This window comes from Shewanella sp. 10N.286.52.C2 (assembly GCF_002874545.1).
In the GTDB taxonomy this organism is placed as follows: domain Bacteria; phylum Pseudomonadota; class Gammaproteobacteria; order Enterobacterales; family Shewanellaceae; genus Shewanella.
The window spans coordinates 1-20866 of the sequence record NZ_MCTV01000011.1; the positions used below are offsets into that span (position 1 = coordinate 1).

Here is a 20866-nt window from a genome sequence, read left to right on the forward strand (position 1 = left end):
TAGTTAAATTCGATGCTAAAAGCCACTTGATTTCAAGTGGCTTTTTTTTTGAGTATGTTCCGTCCTGAGCTAAGCTGACAAAGGTTTGTCATAGCTGGGGGCAAAATCTGATTTTAAGCTTGTGGGAAAGCAGTTTTATATTGTAGTAAAGCGTGGAACCTCAACTCTTTATCATGGTCATTTTACTGTCTAAAAAGCATTCATTTTAATTGATGGGTATAGTGGTTAGGTTAAAGTTGAGCTGTTTTAGCTTTATTTAGCTTTATTTAGGTTGTTAAGGTGTGTAAATGTTCAAGGTGTGCGTTTCAAATAGTTTAAGAGGTTTGAGGTGTTCAATTTAATGCAACTCAAGTTAAAACTAATACATTTTAAGGAGGTATTGGGTTATCCCTTTACTGTGATTTGAATCGTATTGATTGCTTTGGTTGTACGCCGTGTGTGATGAATGCCTCAGCATTCAAGTACCGTTTTATTTTCCAAAGCAGGCTTAGAAAAGTCATCTTTGCATTAATTCATTAAAGGTTGCAGAGTGTCTTACATTTGATTAACTAAACCACCTTAGTTGTAGCTATTTAAGGTGGATACCTTAATAATTTAATGCTTATAAATGAGTTGCTTAATCAGCGTGCTTAACGCACGCTAATGACCAAAGCTATTAGCTACATTTTCGCTTTGTTGCAAATATTCGATAACTTATTGCACTAAAGATTAAATTGCTGTTTGGTTTATTTATCGTTTTTTTGTAATTGGCTATTGCGCTTTTAACAAGGCCTCACTATTCATTTAGCGGTCATTAAAATTTGTGTTTTAATTACCATAAATAGCTTCCGCGAGTAGCCTTGCTGCTTGGGGGATATTCGGCCCAGCCTGTTTGGTCACTGCCGAGTCAATAAATCTGACAGCATTTTTATTTACTGCGTTCACGCGATTAGCCTCTTCACGGGACTTGACCTCACTGATGGTGGTGGTGCCGCTACCCGCTTGTGGTCCTTCGAAGATTGGGCCTGTTGCATCTGGCCACATCGGCAGCAAAATAACATCGGGGTTTTCTTGCACAACTTCTGGCCAGGTCACCATGGGCGCGATACCATCACGATCTGACAAAATGGCTTTAGCTCCAACCAATTCAATTAGTTCAGTCATGTATGAATGCTTTCCGGGCACGCATTTATATAAATAGTTAATTTCGTAATAGACCTTTGGAGATGGATGGTTACTGTATTGGGATGCGATCTTTCGTAGCTGACCCTGAATTGATTCGACCAAGGTAATGGCTTGTTTTTGATGATTTATTGTCTCCCCAAGCAAAATTATTTTGGTGTATACCTCTTCTAAGCTGGATTCCTCCATATGAATAACGGGTATTCCCAGTGCTTTTAGCTGTGCTTTTAACGTCAGTTGCAGTCCAGTAGCTGTGAGCACGAGATCTGGATTCAAGCGAGTGATATTGTCGATAGTGATATCAGTAAATCCACCAACAATGTCGATACGACTTTGTTCAACTCTTAAGGGGACTTCGGCAGGAAATCGAGCGTAACGAGTCACACCTACTAGGTTATCAATTGCCCCAATTTCAGCAACAGTATGGCTCCAATTGGGGGCCAAAGACACAATTCTGAGGGATTGTTCCTCTTGGCTAAAAACTGGCTGTATAGCTAAAAAAAGGACTAGCCCAAATAGTATTTTTATCGCGCGCATGTTAAATCTCAATATCAATGATGTTCAGGCATGATGGGGTGATTTTCGCTAAAAACAAGCACGTTAAAACAGCTTTGTGTGCAAGTACACAATTATGATTTGCTAAATCAAAGACTGTTAAAACCCCCAGTGTTTTTTTCCATTGCACTACAGATAATATATGTCTAATAATTTTTCTTGAGGTTGTATTGTCAGTATTATTAAGTGTTCGCGGCTTAACTCATCGATACGGTGATTTCACTGCGGTTAATAACATTAACTTAGATATTGAGGCTGGTCAGTGTTTTGGTTTACTGGGTCCTAATGGCGCCGGTAAGTCAACAACGCTTGAAATCCTTGAAGGTGTCTTGAAGCCAACTCAGGGTGACATACGCTATCGAGGCTTGCCAATCAAAAAGAATTTCAAACAAGAAATTGGAATTCAATTTCAGTCGACTACGCTACCGGATTATTTAACTGTTAAAGATTGCTTGAAACTTTTCGCAAGTTTTTACCAAAGCCATGCACCTATTTCCCATTTGATCGAGTTATGTCAACTACAGGAAGTTGCTAATCAGCTTCATTTTACGCTTTCTGGGGGACAAAAGCAGCGGCTATTGCTGGCGTTGAGTTTAGTTAATGATCCCGCTTTGCTTTTTTTAGATGAGCCCACCACCGGGCTAGACCCCCAGGCTAGGTTACATTTTTGGCAGTTGGTTAGGGAGATAATAAAACAAGGGAAAACAGTTATTCTCACTACACATTATATGGATGAAGCAGAGCAGCTTTGCGATCAAATTGCCATCATGGATAAAGGACAGTTTATCGCAGAAGGTTCACCTGAAGCGCTACTTAAAGATAATTTTTTTCCGCAAATTGTTGAACTCGATGGCGTTTATTGCGCTCAGGATTTTGACGGTTTACCAGTAAGAGTTAGTCATTGTTCTGGTCAAACAAGGGTAGAGTGTCATAGCTTTAATGATCTACTGCCAGCACTCGCTTCTGGTCACTCTACTAACGGCATGTCTGTGCGTAAGCCGCACCTTGAAGACCTTTTTCTAAAGTTAACTGGTAATGAGCTTCGTATATGAATGCATTATTTGCACTGATCAACGCCCGAAACCTTGAGTTTGTGCGTGACAAGTCTGCGCTAGGCTGGTCACTACTATTTCCAATTATCATTATTCTGGTTCTCGTACTGGTGTTCGATGATGATAACCCGACGCTTTATCAGCTTGGTGCCTATGGTGATAGTCCGCAGCTTGAGGCATTGTCGGAGTTAAAACATGTGGATGTTATTTATTACAATGACTTAGAGCAAGCAAAGCATAAAGTCTCTCGACATTTAATTGATGGTTTGATCAGTGGCGATAGTTATTGGGTCAACCCAGACAGTGCTAAAGGTTATATATTAGAGCAGGTTATTTTTAGCAAATCCCCTGAGTTAGAAAAGCAAACAATTGTTGGCAATGCCGTGCGTCATGTTGAGTGGCTACTGCCAGGTATTATCGGAATGAACATGATGTTTTCTGCGCTTTATGGCGTGGGTTATGTGGTGGTGCGGTATCGCAGAACCGGGGTGTTAAAGCGGTTGCAAGTAACCCCGTTAGCGGCGTGGCAGTTTTTGGCATCCCAACTCATTTCAAGACTTGGAGCGACAGTGGTTTCTGCTATCTTAGTCTTTTTGGTTATCGCGCTGATGTTCGATATTCGCTCTCAAGGTAATGTACTGCTTTTGGTGCTCAATACATTACTCGGTAGCGCAGCCATGATCAGTATCGGTTTGCTGGTGGCAAGTCGTACCCGCTCAGACGAGTTGTGTAATGGACTGCTTAATATTCTCTCATGGCCAATGATGTTTTTATCGGGGATTTGGTTTTCTTTAGAAGGCAGTAAACCCTGGGTTCGTTTTTTGGCTGATTGCTTACCGTTAACTCACATGAATGATGCTAATAGGGCGGTTATTATCGACGGCGCTGGATTATTCGATATTGGCAATCATCTGCTATATCTTGTGGCAACGATTTTGATATGTTTAGCGCTAGCTAGTCGCAGTTTCCGCTGGGATTGATTCAATGATAACGAGGTAGCTACTAATAATAGTAGCTACCTATAAAGGAAATGTAATTACCTCCATCTTAGCGCTGCAATCCATTGGGAGGTTCAATACACCTATTTGCCAGTAGATTATCTATACACGCTAAGGTAAGTTCACATCAATTAAACTGTTTTTTACCTTAGTTTCACTTTTATCTGCAGTATGTGATCCAGAGGGGAAGCCCTCTTATGCCCACCTTGTTATCAGCCTGCCAAAATATCTTCGGTTATAGCTAACAGTTTTAAGTTTACTGTTAAAAACCCCAGAGAAATTTCTATTTTTTGTGGTTAGTCTCTGTTTCTAATCGATATGTAAATTGAACATATTGAGTAGCAAAACTAAAAATCTAATATAAATTATGGCAGATGATATGAAAAAATTGAAACGTATGAGTGCATTGCTAATTATGCTATCTGGCTTTATTGCCAGTAGCATTAATGCTGAGCCAATCGATATTTTGATGGATAAATTTGAAAGTGGGGCTTATTCGAAAAAGGGGGCTGATGGTTGCTTGATGTGCCATAAGCGCTCTGAAAAAGTCATGGCCATCTTTGATGGCGTTCACGGTCAAGCGATGTCAAGCAATAGCCCAATGGCGGGTTTGCAATGTGAGGCATGTCATGGACCTCAAGGTAAGCATAGGGGCAAAAATGAACCAATGATAGATTTTGGTACAGACTCAGTTTTGACTGCTGATATGCAAAACTCTGTGTGTACTGCTTGTCATAATGACAATGCTCGAAGTGCATGGCATACCTCTGCTCATGCAGATCAAGACGTTGCTTGTGTCAGCTGTCATCAGGTGCATGCTGCCAAAGATCCTATTATGGTAAAAAACACACAAGCTGAAGTGTGTGCGAACTGTCATATCAAAGTAAATGCAGATACCCATAAACGTAGCCATCATCCAATTAATAATGGCTCAATGGTCTGTACTGATTGTCATAACCCGCATGGGTCAATGGGCGAGAGTGATCTTAAAGCCTTTAATGTTAATCAAACCTGTTTTGAATGCCATGCCGAAAAACGTGGTCCTTTCCTTTGGGAGCACGCTCCGGTAATGGAGAACTGTGCCAACTGTCACAACGCTCATGGCAGCGTTAACAATGATCTTCTTAAATCACGTGTGCCTATGTTGTGTAAGCAATGTCATGCAGGAGATATCCATGCTTCCACTATGCCTGGTGATAATCAAAGCGTCCAAACAGCAGGCCAGGGATGTTTAAATTGTCATAGCCAAATACATGGTTCAAATCATACGTCTGGCAAGGCGCTACAGTTTTAAGGGGATTATCTTATGAAATTTAGATTAAATTTAGTTGCCATAGCGCTTGCCAGTGTTAGTACTGGAGCGATGGCATTTGATTTTGGTGTAACAGCGGCAAATGATGTTAACAATCGTGCTGATAGCTGGAAATGTAAGAACTGCGTTTCTAACAGCAGTGTTATTGGTCAGGTTGGAGTTGATTTAGGGGCATTAGATAGTGACGATGACTACGCCGCGAATAAACTGAAATACACAGACGGTTTAGCCGCTGGAGTGAACTCTGATCTGGTGATTAATAGTCGAGGTTATCGTACCGAAATCAAGGCTGATAATTTAGGTAGTCAGCAAGGTAACGGTAGCATCAAAACTGGCCGCCTCGGTAGTTGGGGTATCAAGGCAAGTTTTGATGAAAAAAATCAATACACAGCAGATAATGCACAAAGCGTTTGGACTAGTAATAATGGCCATTTTGTAGAAAATGATGACCTCGTGACTCAGTCATTATCTTTACAGCGCAAAAAGTATCAATTAGAAGCAAACTATACTCGCGACCGCTACGCGACCTATGTTAAATACGCGACGGAAGATAAAACGGGTAAGCTGCTTAGCAGTATGAGTAATGGTGGCATCATTGCGACTAACTTAGCTGCACCTGTAGATATGCGCACGCAAAATTTATCTGCGGGAGTGAACTTTAATGGCAATAATTGGTTCTCTGAAGTTAACTACAAAGGTAGTTGGTTTGATAATAATAACCATGCTTTGTCAATTGACAATGATGCTTATCCTAGTGTGTCACAGGCGGCAGATAACCAAGCACATTTTGTGAGTGCGTTAGGTAATTACCGTTTTGATAAAACCTATCTCAGTGGCCGCCTTGTTAGCGGAAATATGAAGCAAGACAGTAACTTTATTACCTTAACAGGTATCCCAAACAGTGGGAATCAAGGTAATGTCGAAGTTGATATTCTTGATGCTAACTTTAAAGTGTCTAGCCTAATTGCTAAAGGGCTACGTTTGAATGCTTCTGTGGATTACTCTGATAGAGACAACACCACCGACATCCACGAGTACGAACAGTATAATTACAATTCGATGACCGGAGAATTGGTTGAGAATCGTATCTATGACACGACTCGAACGACTTACAAAGTGAGTGCTAGTTATAATCTTGCAACGGGTCAGCGTATTGAGGCAGGTTTTGACCGTACAGATACTGAACGTTCAAATCAAGATCGAGAAAAAACGGATGACAATATTTTTTGGGCGCAATGGCGTGCAAGTAATTTTGAAAAGTGGGATTTACGCTTAAAAGGCAGTTACTCGGACAAAGGTGGTTCATCGTTCTTATATGACGATGCAGTATCAGGTGACGAGAGTGAGTTAATGCGTAAGTATTATCTTGCAGATAAGAAAAGCTCAAAAGCTGAGGTATTTGTCACTCATACCCCATTGGATAATGTCTCAGTTAGCTTCAACGGCTATTACTCGCTAGATGATTATACTAATACTGATATTGGCCTCATTGAATCAGAAAACTACGGTTATGACTTAAGTGTAAACTGGCAAGTGACTGAAACCTTGAACCTAAATGGTGATGGCGGTTATCAATGGATTGATAATAATCAGGCTGGTGCACGTAATGATTATTCTAATTATTGGCAAGCTAATACCAACGAGCAGTTTGGCTTTATTGGTGTTGGGTTTGATTACACAGGTTTAGCTGACTATGGCATAAGTATCGGTGGTAATTATAGCTATGCACTGTCTTTCAGCGACAGCGATATTGACAATAATGATGTATTTGGCGATTTTGAATCAACCAGTCATTATGCTTCGGTTTTTGTAGATTATGCATTGTCTAAAGCCATGACGGTCGGCTTACGTTATGAAATTGAACGTTACAAAGACAGTGACGATACGCAATTACCTGTTAATTACTATCCAGGAACTGGCCCTACTGGTATTAAAACCTTAGGGGAATTGAATCATGATTACACCGCTCATCTCGTGATGGCGACCTTTAGGTATCATTTTTAGTTGGTTATAAAATACTAGCTAAATAGTCTTAGTTGCTATTACCAGTCTGTTTTTGAGGGTAATAGCAACTTTTTATAGCGGCTAACAGTAAACTAACAGCGCTTTAAGTACGCCTCTGTGACTGTCGTCGTAATCTATTATATTTCGGGGAAACCTTGGTTTGTGACTAGCTGTAACACCGTAAAGCCCTTACCGTCACACTCTTATAAAGATATTTTAGCTGCTTATATGTAAACAGCTTAGATACTGACTTTATTATGTTTTCATAGAACCAATACTCGTTATGCTACACGTAAACATCGGTTTAATAATGTCATCTGGGTCGAAATATCAGTTTGCCACTGTGGTAGGCTTTTTTGGTTAATTTCATGGACAAGGAAATCAGGCTTTATACGCTCAATAAGATTGGATAAGTCACACTGACTAAAGGCTTGGTGTGGGTCTAGTTTATTGATGTGTTGTAAAGATAAATCAAACTGTTGCCAGAATGGACTCTTTACTGACAGTGGAGCTCGCCACTGAGGCTTGTGAGCTGGGAGTATATTGCTGTTTAAATGAAGGGTACAAATCTCATGGTGTAAATCCAGCTGCAGCAAGCGTTGCTCAATAAAATCCAGAGCCTGCTGCTCATGGCTAAACTGTGTTTGGGTGGCCATCATATGGCCCGTATCGAAGCAAATGCCGCAGTTTTGATAATCAACACTGTGTCGTAATAGATCATACTCACAGCGGTTATCGAGGCGAAAGCTTTGCTGCCACCACATGTTTTCGAATAATAATTTCCCCTTAAATTTACTCTTGGCTAGTACTTGATTCAATAACAGGCTGCAGGCTTTAACTGTATCTTCATAAGTCCAAGGAAAGTGTTGTGAGATGAGGTTGTCGATATCACAATCCATAGGGTGAAATACCGCATAGGGTGCGCCTAATGCGTGCGCCAAGTCCAGTTGTTGAGTGAGGGTGTTGATGAGGTAGTCGGCATCAGTACCACCATAGAATTGTGCGACAGTGTCCCAATCACCAAAGATGTCCATTAACCGTTTGCTGTCGTTATAAAGTAACGGAGTCAGAATGGGAAAAGATTGCAGATGAAAGCCGCCACTTAAATGAGCTGGAATAGCATCCGCAGAGACAGTGCCATGCGGATATATTTCGAAACCATCAAGGTTCATTTGGCTTAACCAATCTTCAGCTTGTTGCCAGTTATCTAGCAGGTGACCTGGGTTTGGGGTCACTGTGAGGTTCGTCAGTTGCTTCATTATTGCTCCTTGCTGTTATGTGTCGAAAACTCATGTTCTACATAAGATGAGGTGATGTAGGTTTGTCACATATTGATCTGCCAAATAGCCAGAAACCTCCGTTATATTCAGAGGGGAGGTTATTCAAGTTGTCCGTGAAGATGTCATAGCGTTGCGTGACGATAACGTTTATGACGTCCTCAATTTCCCGAGGAAAAGGCGATATGCCAAGATCGAGGTGGTGAGCAGGATGACCACTGGCGAATTCATGAAAAATAGGGTCGATAAAGTCAGGCCCAGTTTTAAACACTCTGACTTTGTTTCCTTGATTACTCCAATATCTGGCCATAGCAGCAACCAATGTAGTTTTACCACTATCACTACTTGGAGCTGTAACAAACAAAGCAGGGCAATGAGCTTGCATCTTATTCATTAGCTCCACCCCTCAATACCGTTAAATAGTGAATCGAGATCGAGCGACTCTTCAAGGCTATCGGCGAGTCGATTGAGGTTTTCCTCACGCAATGCTGACATATCTTGGGCTTTTTGCTGTTGGTAGCCTGCCCAGTTCAGTAGCGCATTACAGGCTTGTGGCTCATCGAATACGCCATGAAGATAAGTGCCTAATACTTGATTTTGTGGACAGACTGCACCATCAGGATAGCGATTATCCTCAGTGCCTAATGTGAAGGGTTGAGTCTCCTGTACATTACTGACTCCTGCATGGATCTCATAGCCTTTCACTGGATGAGTGTTGCCATTAAGCTGGAGTTCGCCATGGATCTGTTTAAGGGTTTTCGTTTTCTCAAGGGTGGTAGTGATGTTAAGGTATCCAAGTCCTTCGCTGCTGCCAGCTTGACCTTCGATACCATGGGGGTCATCAATGCTGTGGCCGAGCATTTGATAGCCGCCGCAAATGCCAATTAACTTGCCGCCAAATCGTAAATGACGGGCGATTTGCTTGTCCCAACCACGATCTCGCAATGCTTTCAAATCGCCGCGCACGCTCTTAGAACCGGGCAAGATAATTAAGTCGGCATTTGGTAGTTTATCGCCAGGTTTAACAAAGCAAAGGTCGACACCCGGGTGAAGCCTGAGGGCATCAAAATCCGTATGATTACTTATGCGTGGCAAACCCGGCACGACAACTTTAAAATGGCTATCGTCATCGAGTTGCTGTTGGTTGATAGCATCTTCCGCTTCAAGGTAGAGTCCGTGTAAATATGGGACAACACCGATTACCGGCACGCCAGTTTTCTCCGTCAACCAAGTAAGCCCACTTTCTAATAAGGTGATATCGCCTCTGAAGCGATTGATAATAAAACCCTTAACCAGTAATTTCTCTTCAGCAGAGAGCAGATCAAAAGTCCCATATAAATGAGCAAAGACGCCGCCTCGATCAATATCTGCCACAATAACAACAGGGGTTTGGGCCGCAACGGCAAAGCCCATATTGGCTATGTCTTGCTCACGCAGATTCACTTCAGCAGGACTGCCAGCGCCTTCAACCAGTCTAGCCTGCATACCTTGTCCCAGGGTTTCAAAACTTTCCAGCACTATCTCTAGCAGCTGCGGTTTAAAGTTGTGGTAATTGACGGCATTCATATCTTCAATTGCTTTACCACGAATGATCACCTGTGCACCTGTATCGGTATTGGGTTTTAGCAGTACTGGATTCATGTGTACGCTTAACGGAAGGTTACACGCTTGTGCCTGCACAGCTTGTGCGCGACCTATTTCGCCGCCGTCTGGCGTGACTGCGCTGTTAAGTGCCATATTTTGTGGTTTGAAAGGGGCGACTTTAATTCCTTTACGTGCCAGAACTCGACAAAGCCCTGCAACCATCAAGCTTTTACCAGCGTCGCTGGTAGTGCCTTGCACCATTAATTTGAATCCGCTCATGGGAGTTGTTCCATTAAAAAATTATTTTGGGCTTGTTTTTAAGCGTCAAAAATTGAATTGATAAATAAGCTGAGCACTTCGGGAAATATCGCTATTAAAGTCGCCCGCAATTTGCGTACCTTTTAATTACCAGTCCAGCCCTTGACGCGCTTTTAAGCCTTGATGGAACGCATGTTTTTCAGGTCTTACTTCACTGACAGTATCAGCGTACTCTTTGAGCTCACGATGGGCTGCTCGACCAGTGATAACCACTGACATTTCAGTTGGTCTTTGTTTCAGTGTGGTAATGATGTCGTCCAGTTCAATAAAGCCCCAAGTGATCATGTAAGTGAGTTCGTCTAATAGCACCAAATCTAAGCTAGGATCGGTAATGAATGATTTTGCTGCTTGCCATGCAATTTGTGCTGCTTGCTTATCAACTTCTTTATCTTCACTATTCCAGCTAAATCCTGTATTCATGGTATGAACTGGTACATTGAGTTGTTCAAGTAAGTTACGCTCACCGCATTCAAGATCGCCTTTAACAAACTGCACTGCCGCGACTTTTTGTTGGTGGCCTAGGGCTCTAAATAAGGTGCCAAATCCACCAGTGGTTTTACCTTTACCATTACCTGTTATCACTAATACTTGACCACGCTCTTCTTGGGCTTTTTCGATGGCCTGGTCAACATGCTCTTTGTGTTGTGCTTGTTTTTTAGGGTTATAGCTCATTATTATTCCTGATACTTTATTCTGGTATATTGATAGCGTTTGCTAGCCTGTTATCACAAGTTATGACTCAAATCCTATTTCCCACATTAGGCCACCGATTCGTTTTCAAGAAATGGTCGCTGGTATTCATTTACGGCCAGTTCAAGCGCCTTAATTATCGCAGGTTCGTTTATCCCTAATGTCTCAGCTAAAACCAGCAGGCCACCTAAGCCGCAGCCCTCTACTACTAGCCCTTGCTCATAGCACTGAAGGCAGCTCATATCAGAGCGTGAAAAATTGGTTGTGTGGGTGGTGATGACATCTTTGTCCCCAAGATGGGATAATACTTGTTTGCCATCGCCATTAAGTACCCACCGAGTGGTGTGGATTAGCACAGGGATGGCTAGAGAGTTGGTTTTTCTTGCCGCCAATAGCGGCGCTACGAACATCATGCCACCAGCAAAAGTTGGCATTGGTAGCTGTGTTGGCCACTGTTTAATTAGTTGGCTGACGGCCAGTTGAATTGGATCGTGAAACCGTGGGTTAGCTAATAAGCGCGTTTCATCAAAATTTTCGCCATCAACACGATATTGGCATTCAAGCTCATTGAGTAGTTGCTGCTTTATAGCTAATTTTTTAGGGTCGATAGTGCTTCCCGCGGGAGACAAATCCATACCAGTAAGTAAGCGTAACCACAGGGTAGAAAAGGTGGTGCCGCCAACTCCGCACTCAGACAAAATACTGATGCAGCCTCTTTGGGCTTGATCCACTAACGAGGGAATTAATGTCGTTTCAATTAACTCAGTGCTATCAATATTTCTGCCACCATGGTGTGATTGTACTAGCCAATCTTCTTGCATGGTGTGCGGCTGACTGACATTAAAGTTATAGCTATGAAATTCAATGTTATAACCATTGCTGGCTAATAACTTTAGTAGCCCTCGAGATAATACTGCCGGACTAATACCACCATTACTTAACAGCCCATCATATTTATCAGCCTCTTTGGACTGCAACTTTTTCAGAGGTAATACCGTGTTGGCTTGCCCATTGGCGATAATTTCACTGTCTCTGGTTGGGGTGAAATGCATTAAATCGGAACCTGCCCCAGCATCAGAAAGTTGATGTAAGCTCGGCAATTGAGTTGCTGCGCAGTTCAAAATGTTAAAACAGATAGTTTTCATTTTAGGCTTCCTTTGGCTGAGTGTCAGCGTGGTAGTTATGCAGTCCTGTCAATTGCGGCCATAGCACCTTGTCATCATCAATAAAGGTATTGATTTGTAGTCGAGCTGCGTAGGAAACCATAAGATTGCTAAGGTGGGCATTGCAATATTGATGGCTGTGGCTATGAGAGGATAGAAACGCTTCAGAGAACTTGTCTATCGAATTTGAATGACATAATAGCCAATGCATAATGATGCGAATAACCCCTGAATGAGTCACAATTAATAAGTGTTGGCCTTGATATTGTCGACTGAGTAACTGAATTTGCTTTACTACTCGTTGCATTAATTGAATGCTTGATTCACCTTGAGGAGGCTGGCTTAAAAAGGGGTTTTGCCAAAATTTAGGGTAGTCAATATCAGTAGCCGCCCACAGCTGTTTAAGCGGCAGACCGTCCCATAAACCGAAGTCCATTTCTTGCCAGTCAGCACAGATAGTTATTGGTACGGCGCTTTCGTGAGCGAGTTGCTGGGCAAATGCGCTACAGCGCTCTAATGGTGAACTAATAATTCTATCAAAGCCTAAACCTATACTACTTTGACGTAGTTGTTGCCAGCCAAGGGCGGTTAATGGTGCATTGGTGCGACCCAGTAAGCAGTCGCTGAGTTGCGGCTGACCATGGCGTAATAAAGTGAACTTAGTGTTATTCATAACTGAGTTCTTTTGGCATTTTTAACGTGTTAGCAATTTTGCTTTGGCAGAAAGTCACCTTGTCAGCGATTTCGGCGATGATTTGGTGCATTTCGCCACTGGCATTAACGAACAGTTGGCTCATTTTATCTTCTGGAATCAAGCTTTGGCCACATTCAGTGCTAACCAGAACGCAATGCGATTGCATATTGGCCAGTGTTTTCGCAAGCTCCTCGATAGCTTGTTTTAGGCAATGTTGTGCCAACAGTTGGTTGGTTAACCACAGGGTTAAACAATCAATTATGATGGTTTGCTCTGGCTTGTCGTGTTTAATTAAGCTAGTGACTAAATCTACTGGCACTTCGAGAGTTTGCCAACTGTCAGGGCGCTGTTGTTTATGTAAGCGGATCCGCTCTTGCATAGATGCACTCGGGCGAGAGGTAGCGATATAGAGCACGGGTAATCGAGTTTGGCTGACTTCTAACTCTGCAAGGGACGACTTGCCACTGCGAGCACCACCTAAATAAAAACTAATCATAATGTTGCCGCTCTTTGATGACGTGCTAAGTCGATTTTCTGGCAAATGTTTATCATTCCTTGAAGTACACGGGGGCCTGTACGGTGAATGAGATCACCTTCTAAGGCGATCACTTGTCCATGCTTTACTGCGGGTAGCTCACTCCAAGTTTCCCAGCGGATTAACTCTTGATTACTGTTGCCGTGATAAATAGGTTTAAAGATCATTTCAGGCATTAATGAAACGACTTGTTCCATGTTGACCTGAGGGTAATCTGAGTGGGCATTTTCAAATATGTTTACCCCTCCGCATCCTGCAAAAATCTCATCCATCCATGAACTGGAGGTTGTCGTTAAAGGGTGAGGCCACACCTGATAAAAAATGCTGATGGGATCTTGATGCTGATATTGTTGACGAATCTCGTTTAGCTGCTGACTGAATTGCGCAGCTTGTTGCTGGGCAAGCTGTTGTTGTCCGGTTAGTTGACCTAATTCAATTAACCTTTTCGGTATATCAGCAAGCTCTGTGACACTGGTATCAATAACAGTAAACCCGAGGCTTTTAATGCGGCTAAGCATTCCCGATGACGTGCTTTCACTGTTGACTATGATGGCGTCGGGATTAAGCATCATTAGGGCTTCGTAATTAACAAAGTCGTAGCGACCAATACGTTTTATATCATTTGCAGCAGCAGGGTAGTCGGCATATTCCACTGTGCCAATAATTCTATCGCCTGCGTCAATACTGAACATCATTTCTACCGCATGGGGTGATAGCACAACGAATCTTTGCTGTGCGCTGTGGGCATATGAAGTAGTCAAGCAGACAAGAAATCCCGCGACAATTAAGCTTATGGGTTTAACGAAAATAGACATAATTAAGCCCTTTCCTTAATAACCATAGGTAGGCCTGCAATTGATACTGTGACCTTATCGACACACTCAGCGATTGATTGGTGTAACCAACCTGATTGGTCGACAAATTCTCGACACAATGCCCCCATAGGGACAACACCTTGACCAACTTCATTACCAATAAGTACTATTTCTCCAGAAAGCGCTTTTATGGTATCGATGAGTTGACGCTTCATTACAGGGTATTGATTCGTAGATTGCTCAGCATCGTGTAGTAAAACATTAGATAACCATAGGGTTAAGCAATCAACCATTATGAGGTTGTCCGCTTGGCTGTGGCGCTGTAGGGTGCTAGCTAGTGCTAAATGGGATTCAACCGTTTGCCAATGGGGCGGACGGTTAGCCTGATGATGAGCGATGCGCTTTGCCATCGCACCATCCTTATTTTGCGCTGTAACAATAACAATGACTTCACCTTGCGTATTGCTTTGCCATTGGGAGGCATAGTTTTGCGCCATTTTACTTTTGCCAGAACGGGCTCCACCAATAATTAACTGCTTCATCTAGTACGACCTTTTTGGCGTTTAATAAGAAGAAAAATAAAGAAAGCACTCCCCATCATGGCGGTCATAACGCCAACAGGGAGCTCTTGGCTAGGTAAAATTACCCGCGAAAGAATATCGACAGAGACCATTAAAATGGCGCCCATCATGGCGGTAATAATGAGGCTAGCTGGGTGAGCTGCACCGACTAACATTCTTGAAATGTGAGGCACCATCAAGCCAACAAAGCCTATTCCTCCACAAGTTGCCACCAAAGATGAGGTAATTAATGCGGTTAGCATTAGCATGCCTAACCGTAATGGCAGTACTGCCACCCCTTGGGTGTGGGCGCTTTCATTGCCTGCCATTAATGCATGCAAAGGTCGCTGAAATTGGAAAACAATAATGCTACCAAGCACTACAATGATGCTGGGGTACAATAAGGTGGACCAAGTAGCATTAGCAAAGCTGCCTAAAGACCAAAACAAAACAGCTTGTATGGCTTGTTGATCGCTAAAATAAAGAATGAGGTTGGCGATAGATGAGAGCAAAAATGAGATTGCAACCCCAGACAATACAAGGGTTTCAACTTGCCCATCACGGGACATGACCATGACGACTGCTACTGCAATTAATGAACCTAAAAAGGCGCAAACAGCCAATGGTAGAAACATTATTCCGCCAGTTAACGCCAAAATAGCGCCTAATGCTGCCCCTGAACTAATACCAAACAGGTATGGGTCGGCAAGTGGATTACGAGTGACACATTGTAATACCGAGCCTGATATGGCTAGTCCTGCGCCGCAGAGCATCGCCATAATTGCCCTTGGCATACGTAACTCAATAATAATACGGTCAGAAATAGCTAAAGAACCTGTTGCAGCCTCTGATATGTCAGCGGCCCGAAGAATCGCGCCTATAACATCATTAAACTCAATATTTGCGGTACCAATAACAATGGCAAATACTGGACTAATGAGCACTAACGGAGTAAGAATAAATAGCAATTTTTTTGCATTAAACAGCCGCATATAAAGCCTCAGAATAATGGTATGTGATCCGAGGGTTCTCATTAGTTGGATGACGATCAATATGGGCATTTACGCCATAGATATGGCGAATATTATCTTCAGACATCACTGCTGAAGGCGGGCCATTTTTGACTAAACGACCTTCTTTGAGAAATAGCATTTGATCGCAAAAGGCGCTGGCTAAATTAAGGTCATGAATTGTGGCGATAACAGTAATATTTAACGATTTAATTAATGTGAGTACTTCGAGTTGGTAACGGATATCAAGGTGATTGGTAGGCTCATCAAGCAATAAAATTTCTGGCTTTTGTAATAGGGCTCTGCCAATCAGTAAGCGTTGTTTTTCTCCACCAGATAAGTGCTCGAAAATATGCTCGCCTTTATCTGACAAGTTAACTTGCTCAAGCACTTCATCAATGATCCGTTGCTCTTTTTTATAGTCAATAGCTTGCCACCATTTATGCTGGCTAACTAAGCCCGTTGCCAGTAATTGGCGGCAGGTGACAGAAAACCCTGATGGAGGGTGTTGCAGCACGACAGCAACTTTTGCTGAAAATTGACGACGAGAGATGTCATTAATATTGACCCCGTCAAGATAGATTTCGCCAGTTGATGGCTTTAGGTATTTATAAATACAGCGCAGTAATGTGGATTTACCAACACCATTAGGGCCTAAAATACCAATAGTCTCTCCTTTATTTACCTTGAAGTTCAGTTGTTGCAATACATTTTTATCAGCGCAACTCCAACTTAAGTTATTAACTGATAGGTGTTCTATTGTGTGGTTATTTACTGTCATTAGTATTCCACTTAGGCGTCAATAGCGCTGACGCCTAAGTCTTAGTTAGGACATAATTAGAAAGCTTGGTAACTCAAGCTCACAAAATATTCCATCCCTGGATTGTTGTAGTTGCTGACGGTCATATAGTCATCATCAAGTATGTTGTTGGTTTTCACACGTAGTTGCCATTTGTCGTTAAACCAATATCCCATGCTGACATCGACCCTATGGTAAGCATCAAGGTGTTGGCCGTAACCTGAATAGCGTTTGCCTTGATAGTGATAGCTTACGAGTAGGTCAAAGTGTTCCCATTGATAGCCCACACTATAATCAAACTCGTGCTCACTACGGCCAACAAGTTCTTCATCATTTTTAGTGTCTTTGGCATCTAAATAGGTGTACGAAATCCGGTGGTCTAATTGCCACAGCTTGGTATTTAACGATAACTCTAAGCCTTTTATCTTGGCTTCATTGATGTTGGCAGGTTTCCATATGTAACCATCTTCATCAATCGGTGCCCAAGCAATGAGGTTATTAATATCGTTTTGGAATAAACTGATATAACCTTGAATAGCAGAGCCCCTATAATTAAGGGTTAATTCATAGCTTTCAGAGGTTTCGGAGGATAAATCTGGGTTTCCTGTTCCAGGCCAGTATAAGTCATTAAAAGTAGGTGCTTTAAAGCCTGTGCCTGTGCTTGCCGTTAAGCGCCATTGATCAGAAAAGTTATAGGCTGCACTTAAATTATAAGAAGTTTCATTGTCGATATTTTCAACGTCATCATATCGAACAGCCCCTTCAAATAGAACGTTATGCCATTGGTATTGAGCCAGCGCATAAATTCCCCAAACTTCTCGTTCATTGACAGCATAATCCCCATTTACGGACTCGTTATACCAATCCACTCCGCCGATAACAGTCAGTTCATTAGATGCTTTAAATTGGTTTGTCCAATTTATTTGATCGCGAGTTGTTTCGTATTTTTGTCTCGCGACATCCGGGTTATCACCGCGAAAATTGACATTTGATTCTTGAGATTGACCAATATTTAATTTACTCGTGAGTTGCTCGCCCTGATATTGGGTGCCAACATTCCACATATAATTGTCAAAATCAGCTTGGTCAGTGCCGCCACTGGCGTAAATATCATCGTGTTCGCTATTACCAGTGTCATATTGTAGACTCCAGTTAATATCCCATTGGTCCGAGATATTTTGCAAACCCGCTACAGTTAATCCTATGCGGTCATAGCCATCATCATCAGCTTCTTCTGGTGCGCCATTATGGATATTATATCCATCTGAACGTTCACTGTTTACTGTGATAGTACTTTGACCATCACCATGTGCAACTCCCGCACCTACAGTGCCTCGTAGATAGTTATTACTACCTAACTCGGTACTGGCAAACCATTCACCACCATTAAGTTGGCGAGTAAATATTTGTATTACACCGCCAATAGCATCACTGCCCCAAATAGAAGCTCTAGGGCCTTTTATGACTTCTATCCGCTCAATATTTTGTGGAGAAAGGGAGCCAAAATTGACAGCGTTTAGGGGGGCAGATCCAACCCTTAAACCATCAATAAGCACCAATGAATGCCCTGAGCTGGTGCCTCGTATACTCACTGAAGCCGTTTGTCCAGCCCCACCATTTCGAGTCACACTTAAACCTGGTAATGCTTCTAGAACATCAACTACTGATTTGGGATTAAGCACATCAATTTCTTCACGTTCAATGGTATTAATTACCGTAAGTTGTGAGTCTGGTGTGCTCTCAAAACGTGTTCCAGTGACCACGATTGTTTCATGCACTGGGACTGCAGGTGCTGCAGCATTTACACTGTAAGTTTGAAAAATAGCTAATGTGATAGCTGATAAACGCAGTTTAAAACTCATTATTGTTGCCTTGTTATGCTGAGTTTAAAATAGCGGGAGATGCGCTGCTTGTTAATAATTGAGTAACTAGTAGCGAATAGAAAAAATCCAATCTTTCTATGTCTCAAGAAACCCGCTTGAGTACATCGAACAATTAGGTCGGTCTCCTGGCTCACAGCATCTAGAAATACACCTTCCCGATATAAAGTCAGTGGTAAAAAGTATTTCGCTCTGTTTACAGTTGCAGGTACAGCTGTGGGGTCTCACCACATTCCCAAAAATAACACCCTAATTGTATTGATAGTGATAAAGCTTGTTCGCACAACTCATTGTTGTGAACTGTTACTTTACCCATCGATGATGTGGTGGAATATAATCAATTATTGGTAGTTGGAATGTGAAAATGGTCACAGGTTTATTTATATGGACTAAAGTGTGTGACTTTTAACAGTACTTTTGTGGTGAGACTTTATGGGGCGGTTTTTCTTGCTTTAAATATGAGCTATTTTTACTTGTAATAAGATTTAGGTTGAAAATTAATTTTATAATATGTTTAAATTACTGTTAAAAGTAACATATTAAAAATTAATAAGTATTGCTATTATTTGTTGTGAGAGTTGTTTTACGCATATCGTAATAGAGATGTTTAAAACAATATTCACAACATTTGAATGTAACCATAATTGTTTGGTTTATTCTTATTTTGATATCGTTTTTTCTGCAAGTTAAATGTTATTTGAAGTCATATTTTTATATTGTGGCTTTTTTGATATTTTTTAATATATACTTCCACCCAAAGTATATGGTAAAACTGAGTAATAACTTCATCACTCTTACTTGGTAACCCTGCATTATGAGGTTAGAGGCATCTAACCTCATTTTTTTTGAGGCTAAATTTTCATCACGGAACCTATGTGTAATTTTATACATTATAGGTTGTTTACGCTTAAGTGTGATTGCTATAATGCAAATGTTAGCAGTGAGACTTTTAAACTAGATAGGAAAGTTAGCTGCTGAGGAACGTGTTTTTATTTTTTAAATAAAGACTCTCTATAAATTAATCAGCAACTGGCTGAAATAAAAATATTAAGTTTTATCACTTTTAAACTAAAGGGTTTTCCATCACCTTAATATTTTTTACTTTAACATGTTAAGTGCACTAATCCTGTCTGGTTTTGATTTGTAATCACTAGTTTCAATAAGTATTAATATACTAATATGTCCAAATAACAAAGCAAATATAAGTTAATAACTCTATTACTTGCTGCGTTGCGCCAAGGGTGTCACCTGTATATCCATTTATTTGTTTTTTCATTAACTTGAGTAATAAAACAAAAGCTATCAACCAAGTTGCTAGTAATAATAAAGTTAAGCTGCTTGGCAGTAAAAGCAATCCAGGGAAACCACATGCAGTTAGTATCAATAATGTGTTGTAGTTGATAGTATTTGATTTTTGTGGTGTTTTGTTTTCCCCTATACGTGCATATTCAAGAAAGAATGGCACCATGCCAGAGATAGCTCTGCTAGCACCATGTGCAGTTATTAATGCGAGCATGACTTGCTGCATACTGAGTAGCTGCAGGCTACTCAGTTTTATTGCAAAGGTTGATATTAATGCAAGTACCCCATAGGTGCCAATCTGGCTATCTTTCATTATTGCTAACTTTCTGCTTTTATCCCAACCTCCACCAAAGCCATCAGCGAGATCGGCCAAGCCATCTTCATGAAAGGCACCGGTTGCAAGGATGAGTATTACCAAAGTCACAACGCACGCAAGGGAATGAGGAACTACTAAGCTAAGTGCAAAGTATACAGCTGCGCCAAAAAAACCTATAAAAAGACCAACCAATGAAAACCAACGACTAGCAGCCGCCACAGTCTTTTCATGAAACATCATGTGATTTGTAAAAGGAAAGCGTGTTAGAAAACTAATGGCTGCAAGAACTTCATTAAATATATTGTTTTTTTTTATGTCTAAGTTACTCATAACTTGTTTTTTCTCTTTAATCTTGTGGGGTTAGTGATAGAGTATTTTAAGATTACTATTTATGGTTTGCATAATGTTACTGAGAACTTGTTAGGGCAAAAGTGGGGGAGAGTAACCACTTTTTCAATATCATTAAATTTTTTTGATTGAATGGATATTTAATATAGTGATTAACTCAAATTAGGTATGAGTAATAGATCACAAGTTTCTTTTTAAGGAAGAAAGACTGTGCTTTTTCACAGCTTTCAACTGCAATGTAATTGAGGTGAACTAATATTGAATACTGTCAACAACATAAAATTTCAATTGGAACTTTTTAACAGCGTCCATTGCTTCCAGCGTAGCAGGTTGAGCTAAGTTCTCCACAGCAGGCACGGCTGAACACATCATTTTATATATAATAGGAAGCCTTGCGTTCAAATCCCTATCTCTCCGCCATATTAAATACGAGAAAAGCCGTTGATTATCAACGGTTTTTTTTGTTTCTGGCATTTGAGGGGCTTTCTGAGAG

At 41.4% G+C, this 20866-nt stretch carries 19 protein-coding genes and 1 riboswitch; of the genes, 4 read left to right on the top strand and 15 right to left on the bottom strand.

The window, feature by feature from the left end; genetic code table 11:
* Positions 1-807 precede the first annotated feature (807 nt).
* Positions 808-1605 (bottom strand): helical backbone metal receptor, encoded by a 798-nt coding sequence (locus BCU94_RS05260; RefSeq protein WP_157937387.1) that lies wholly within the window; start codon positions 1603-1605, stop codon positions 808-810.
* A gap of 281 nt (positions 1606-1886) precedes the next feature.
* Between BCU94_RS05260 and BCU94_RS05265 the strand changes: the two genes are divergently transcribed.
* The 4 genes from BCU94_RS05265 (at position 1887) to BCU94_RS05280 (ending at position 7082) form a co-directional block, all read left to right on the top strand.
* Positions 1887-2768 (top strand): ABC transporter ATP-binding protein, encoded by an 882-nt coding sequence (locus BCU94_RS05265; protein WP_102475818.1) that lies wholly within the window; start codon positions 1887-1889, stop codon positions 2766-2768.
* Positions 2765-3748 (top strand): ABC transporter permease, encoded by a 984-nt coding sequence (locus tag BCU94_RS05270; protein ID WP_102475819.1) that lies wholly within the window; start codon positions 2765-2767, stop codon positions 3746-3748. The genes BCU94_RS05265 and BCU94_RS05270 overlap by 4 nt, the downstream gene beginning before the upstream one ends.
* Before the next feature lie 397 nt (positions 3749-4145).
* Positions 4146-5060 carry a DmsE family decaheme c-type cytochrome gene (locus tag BCU94_RS05275; RefSeq protein ID WP_102475820.1) on the top strand — a complete coding sequence of 305 codons (915 nt, stop codon included), beginning with the start codon at positions 4146-4148 and terminating at the stop codon, positions 5058-5060.
* 12 nt (positions 5061-5072) lie between these two features.
* Positions 5073-7082, top strand: a complete 2010-nt coding sequence (locus BCU94_RS05280; protein ID WP_102475821.1) for an MtrB/PioB family decaheme-associated outer membrane protein — start codon at positions 5073-5075, stop codon at positions 7080-7082.
* 281 nt (positions 7083-7363) lie between these two features.
* Here BCU94_RS05280 and BCU94_RS05285 read toward each other — a convergent pair whose 3' ends face one another.
* The 14 genes from BCU94_RS05285 to BCU94_RS19700 all read right to left on the bottom strand — a co-directional run.
* Complete coding sequence (locus BCU94_RS05285) at positions 7364-8341, bottom strand: TIM barrel protein (protein ID WP_102475822.1); 978 nt, start codon at positions 8339-8341, stop codon at positions 7364-7366.
* 37 nt (positions 8342-8378) lie between these two features.
* Positions 8379-8753, bottom strand: a complete 375-nt coding sequence (locus BCU94_RS19740) for a hypothetical protein (protein WP_241904959.1) — start codon at positions 8751-8753, stop codon at positions 8379-8381.
* Entirely contained in the window at positions 8753-10222 is a 1470-nt protein-coding gene (locus BCU94_RS05295; RefSeq protein ID WP_102475823.1) for a cobyric acid synthase, read from the bottom strand. Before BCU94_RS05295 ends, BCU94_RS19740 begins: the two co-directional genes overlap by 1 nt.
* A gap of 126 nt (positions 10223-10348) precedes the next feature.
* Positions 10349-10933, bottom strand: coding sequence for a cob(I)yrinic acid a,c-diamide adenosyltransferase (cobO, locus tag BCU94_RS05300; RefSeq protein WP_102475824.1), 585 nt, complete (start codon positions 10931-10933; stop codon positions 10349-10351).
* A gap of 86 nt (positions 10934-11019) precedes the next feature.
* A complete protein-coding gene (locus tag BCU94_RS05305; RefSeq protein ID WP_102475825.1) occupies positions 11020-12096 on the bottom strand; it encodes a hypothetical protein in 1077 nt (358 codons plus the stop codon).
* Position 12097: 1 nt separating this feature from the next.
* A complete protein-coding gene (locus tag BCU94_RS05310; RefSeq protein ID WP_102475826.1) occupies positions 12098-12787 on the bottom strand; it encodes a histidine phosphatase family protein in 690 nt (229 codons plus the stop codon).
* Positions 12780-13304 carry a bifunctional adenosylcobinamide kinase/adenosylcobinamide-phosphate guanylyltransferase gene (cobU, locus tag BCU94_RS05315; RefSeq protein ID WP_102475827.1) on the bottom strand — a complete coding sequence of 175 codons (525 nt, stop codon included), beginning with the start codon at positions 13302-13304 and terminating at the stop codon, positions 12780-12782. Before cobU (BCU94_RS05315) ends, BCU94_RS05310 begins: the two co-directional genes overlap by 8 nt.
* The gene (locus tag BCU94_RS05320; RefSeq protein WP_102475828.1) at positions 13301-14158 is read right to left on the bottom strand and encodes a helical backbone metal receptor; all 858 of its coding nucleotides are present in this window, start codon (positions 14156-14158) and stop codon (positions 13301-13303) included. Before BCU94_RS05320 ends, cobU (BCU94_RS05315) begins: the two co-directional genes overlap by 4 nt.
* 2 nt (positions 14159-14160) lie before the next feature.
* Entirely contained in the window at positions 14161-14700 is a 540-nt protein-coding gene (cobU, locus tag BCU94_RS05325) for a bifunctional adenosylcobinamide kinase/adenosylcobinamide-phosphate guanylyltransferase (protein ID WP_102475829.1), read from the bottom strand.
* Positions 14697-15710 carry an iron ABC transporter permease gene (locus tag BCU94_RS05330; RefSeq protein WP_102475830.1) on the bottom strand — a complete coding sequence of 338 codons (1014 nt, stop codon included), beginning with the start codon at positions 15708-15710 and terminating at the stop codon, positions 14697-14699. Before BCU94_RS05330 ends, cobU (BCU94_RS05325) begins: the two co-directional genes overlap by 4 nt.
* Complete coding sequence (locus BCU94_RS05335) at positions 15697-16509, bottom strand: ABC transporter ATP-binding protein (RefSeq protein ID WP_102475831.1); 813 nt, start codon at positions 16507-16509, stop codon at positions 15697-15699. Before BCU94_RS05335 ends, BCU94_RS05330 begins: the two co-directional genes overlap by 14 nt.
* 56 nt (positions 16510-16565) lie before the next feature.
* On the bottom strand, positions 16566-18389 hold the full coding sequence (locus BCU94_RS05340; protein ID WP_102475832.1) for a TonB-dependent receptor: 1824 nt from the start codon (positions 18387-18389) through the stop codon (positions 16566-16568).
* Positions 18390-18507: 118 nt separating this feature from the next.
* A riboswitch (cobalamin riboswitch) is annotated at positions 18508-18674 on the bottom strand.
* Positions 18675-19581: 907 nt separating this feature from the next.
* The gene (gene cobS / locus BCU94_RS05350; protein WP_102475834.1) at positions 19582-20355 is read right to left on the bottom strand and encodes an adenosylcobinamide-GDP ribazoletransferase; all 774 of its coding nucleotides are present in this window, start codon (positions 20353-20355) and stop codon (positions 19582-19584) included.
* A gap of 270 nt (positions 20356-20625) precedes the next feature.
* A partial coding sequence (locus tag BCU94_RS19700; RefSeq protein ID WP_206747668.1) for a hypothetical protein occupies positions 20626-20866 on the bottom strand: 241 nt, incomplete at its 5' end.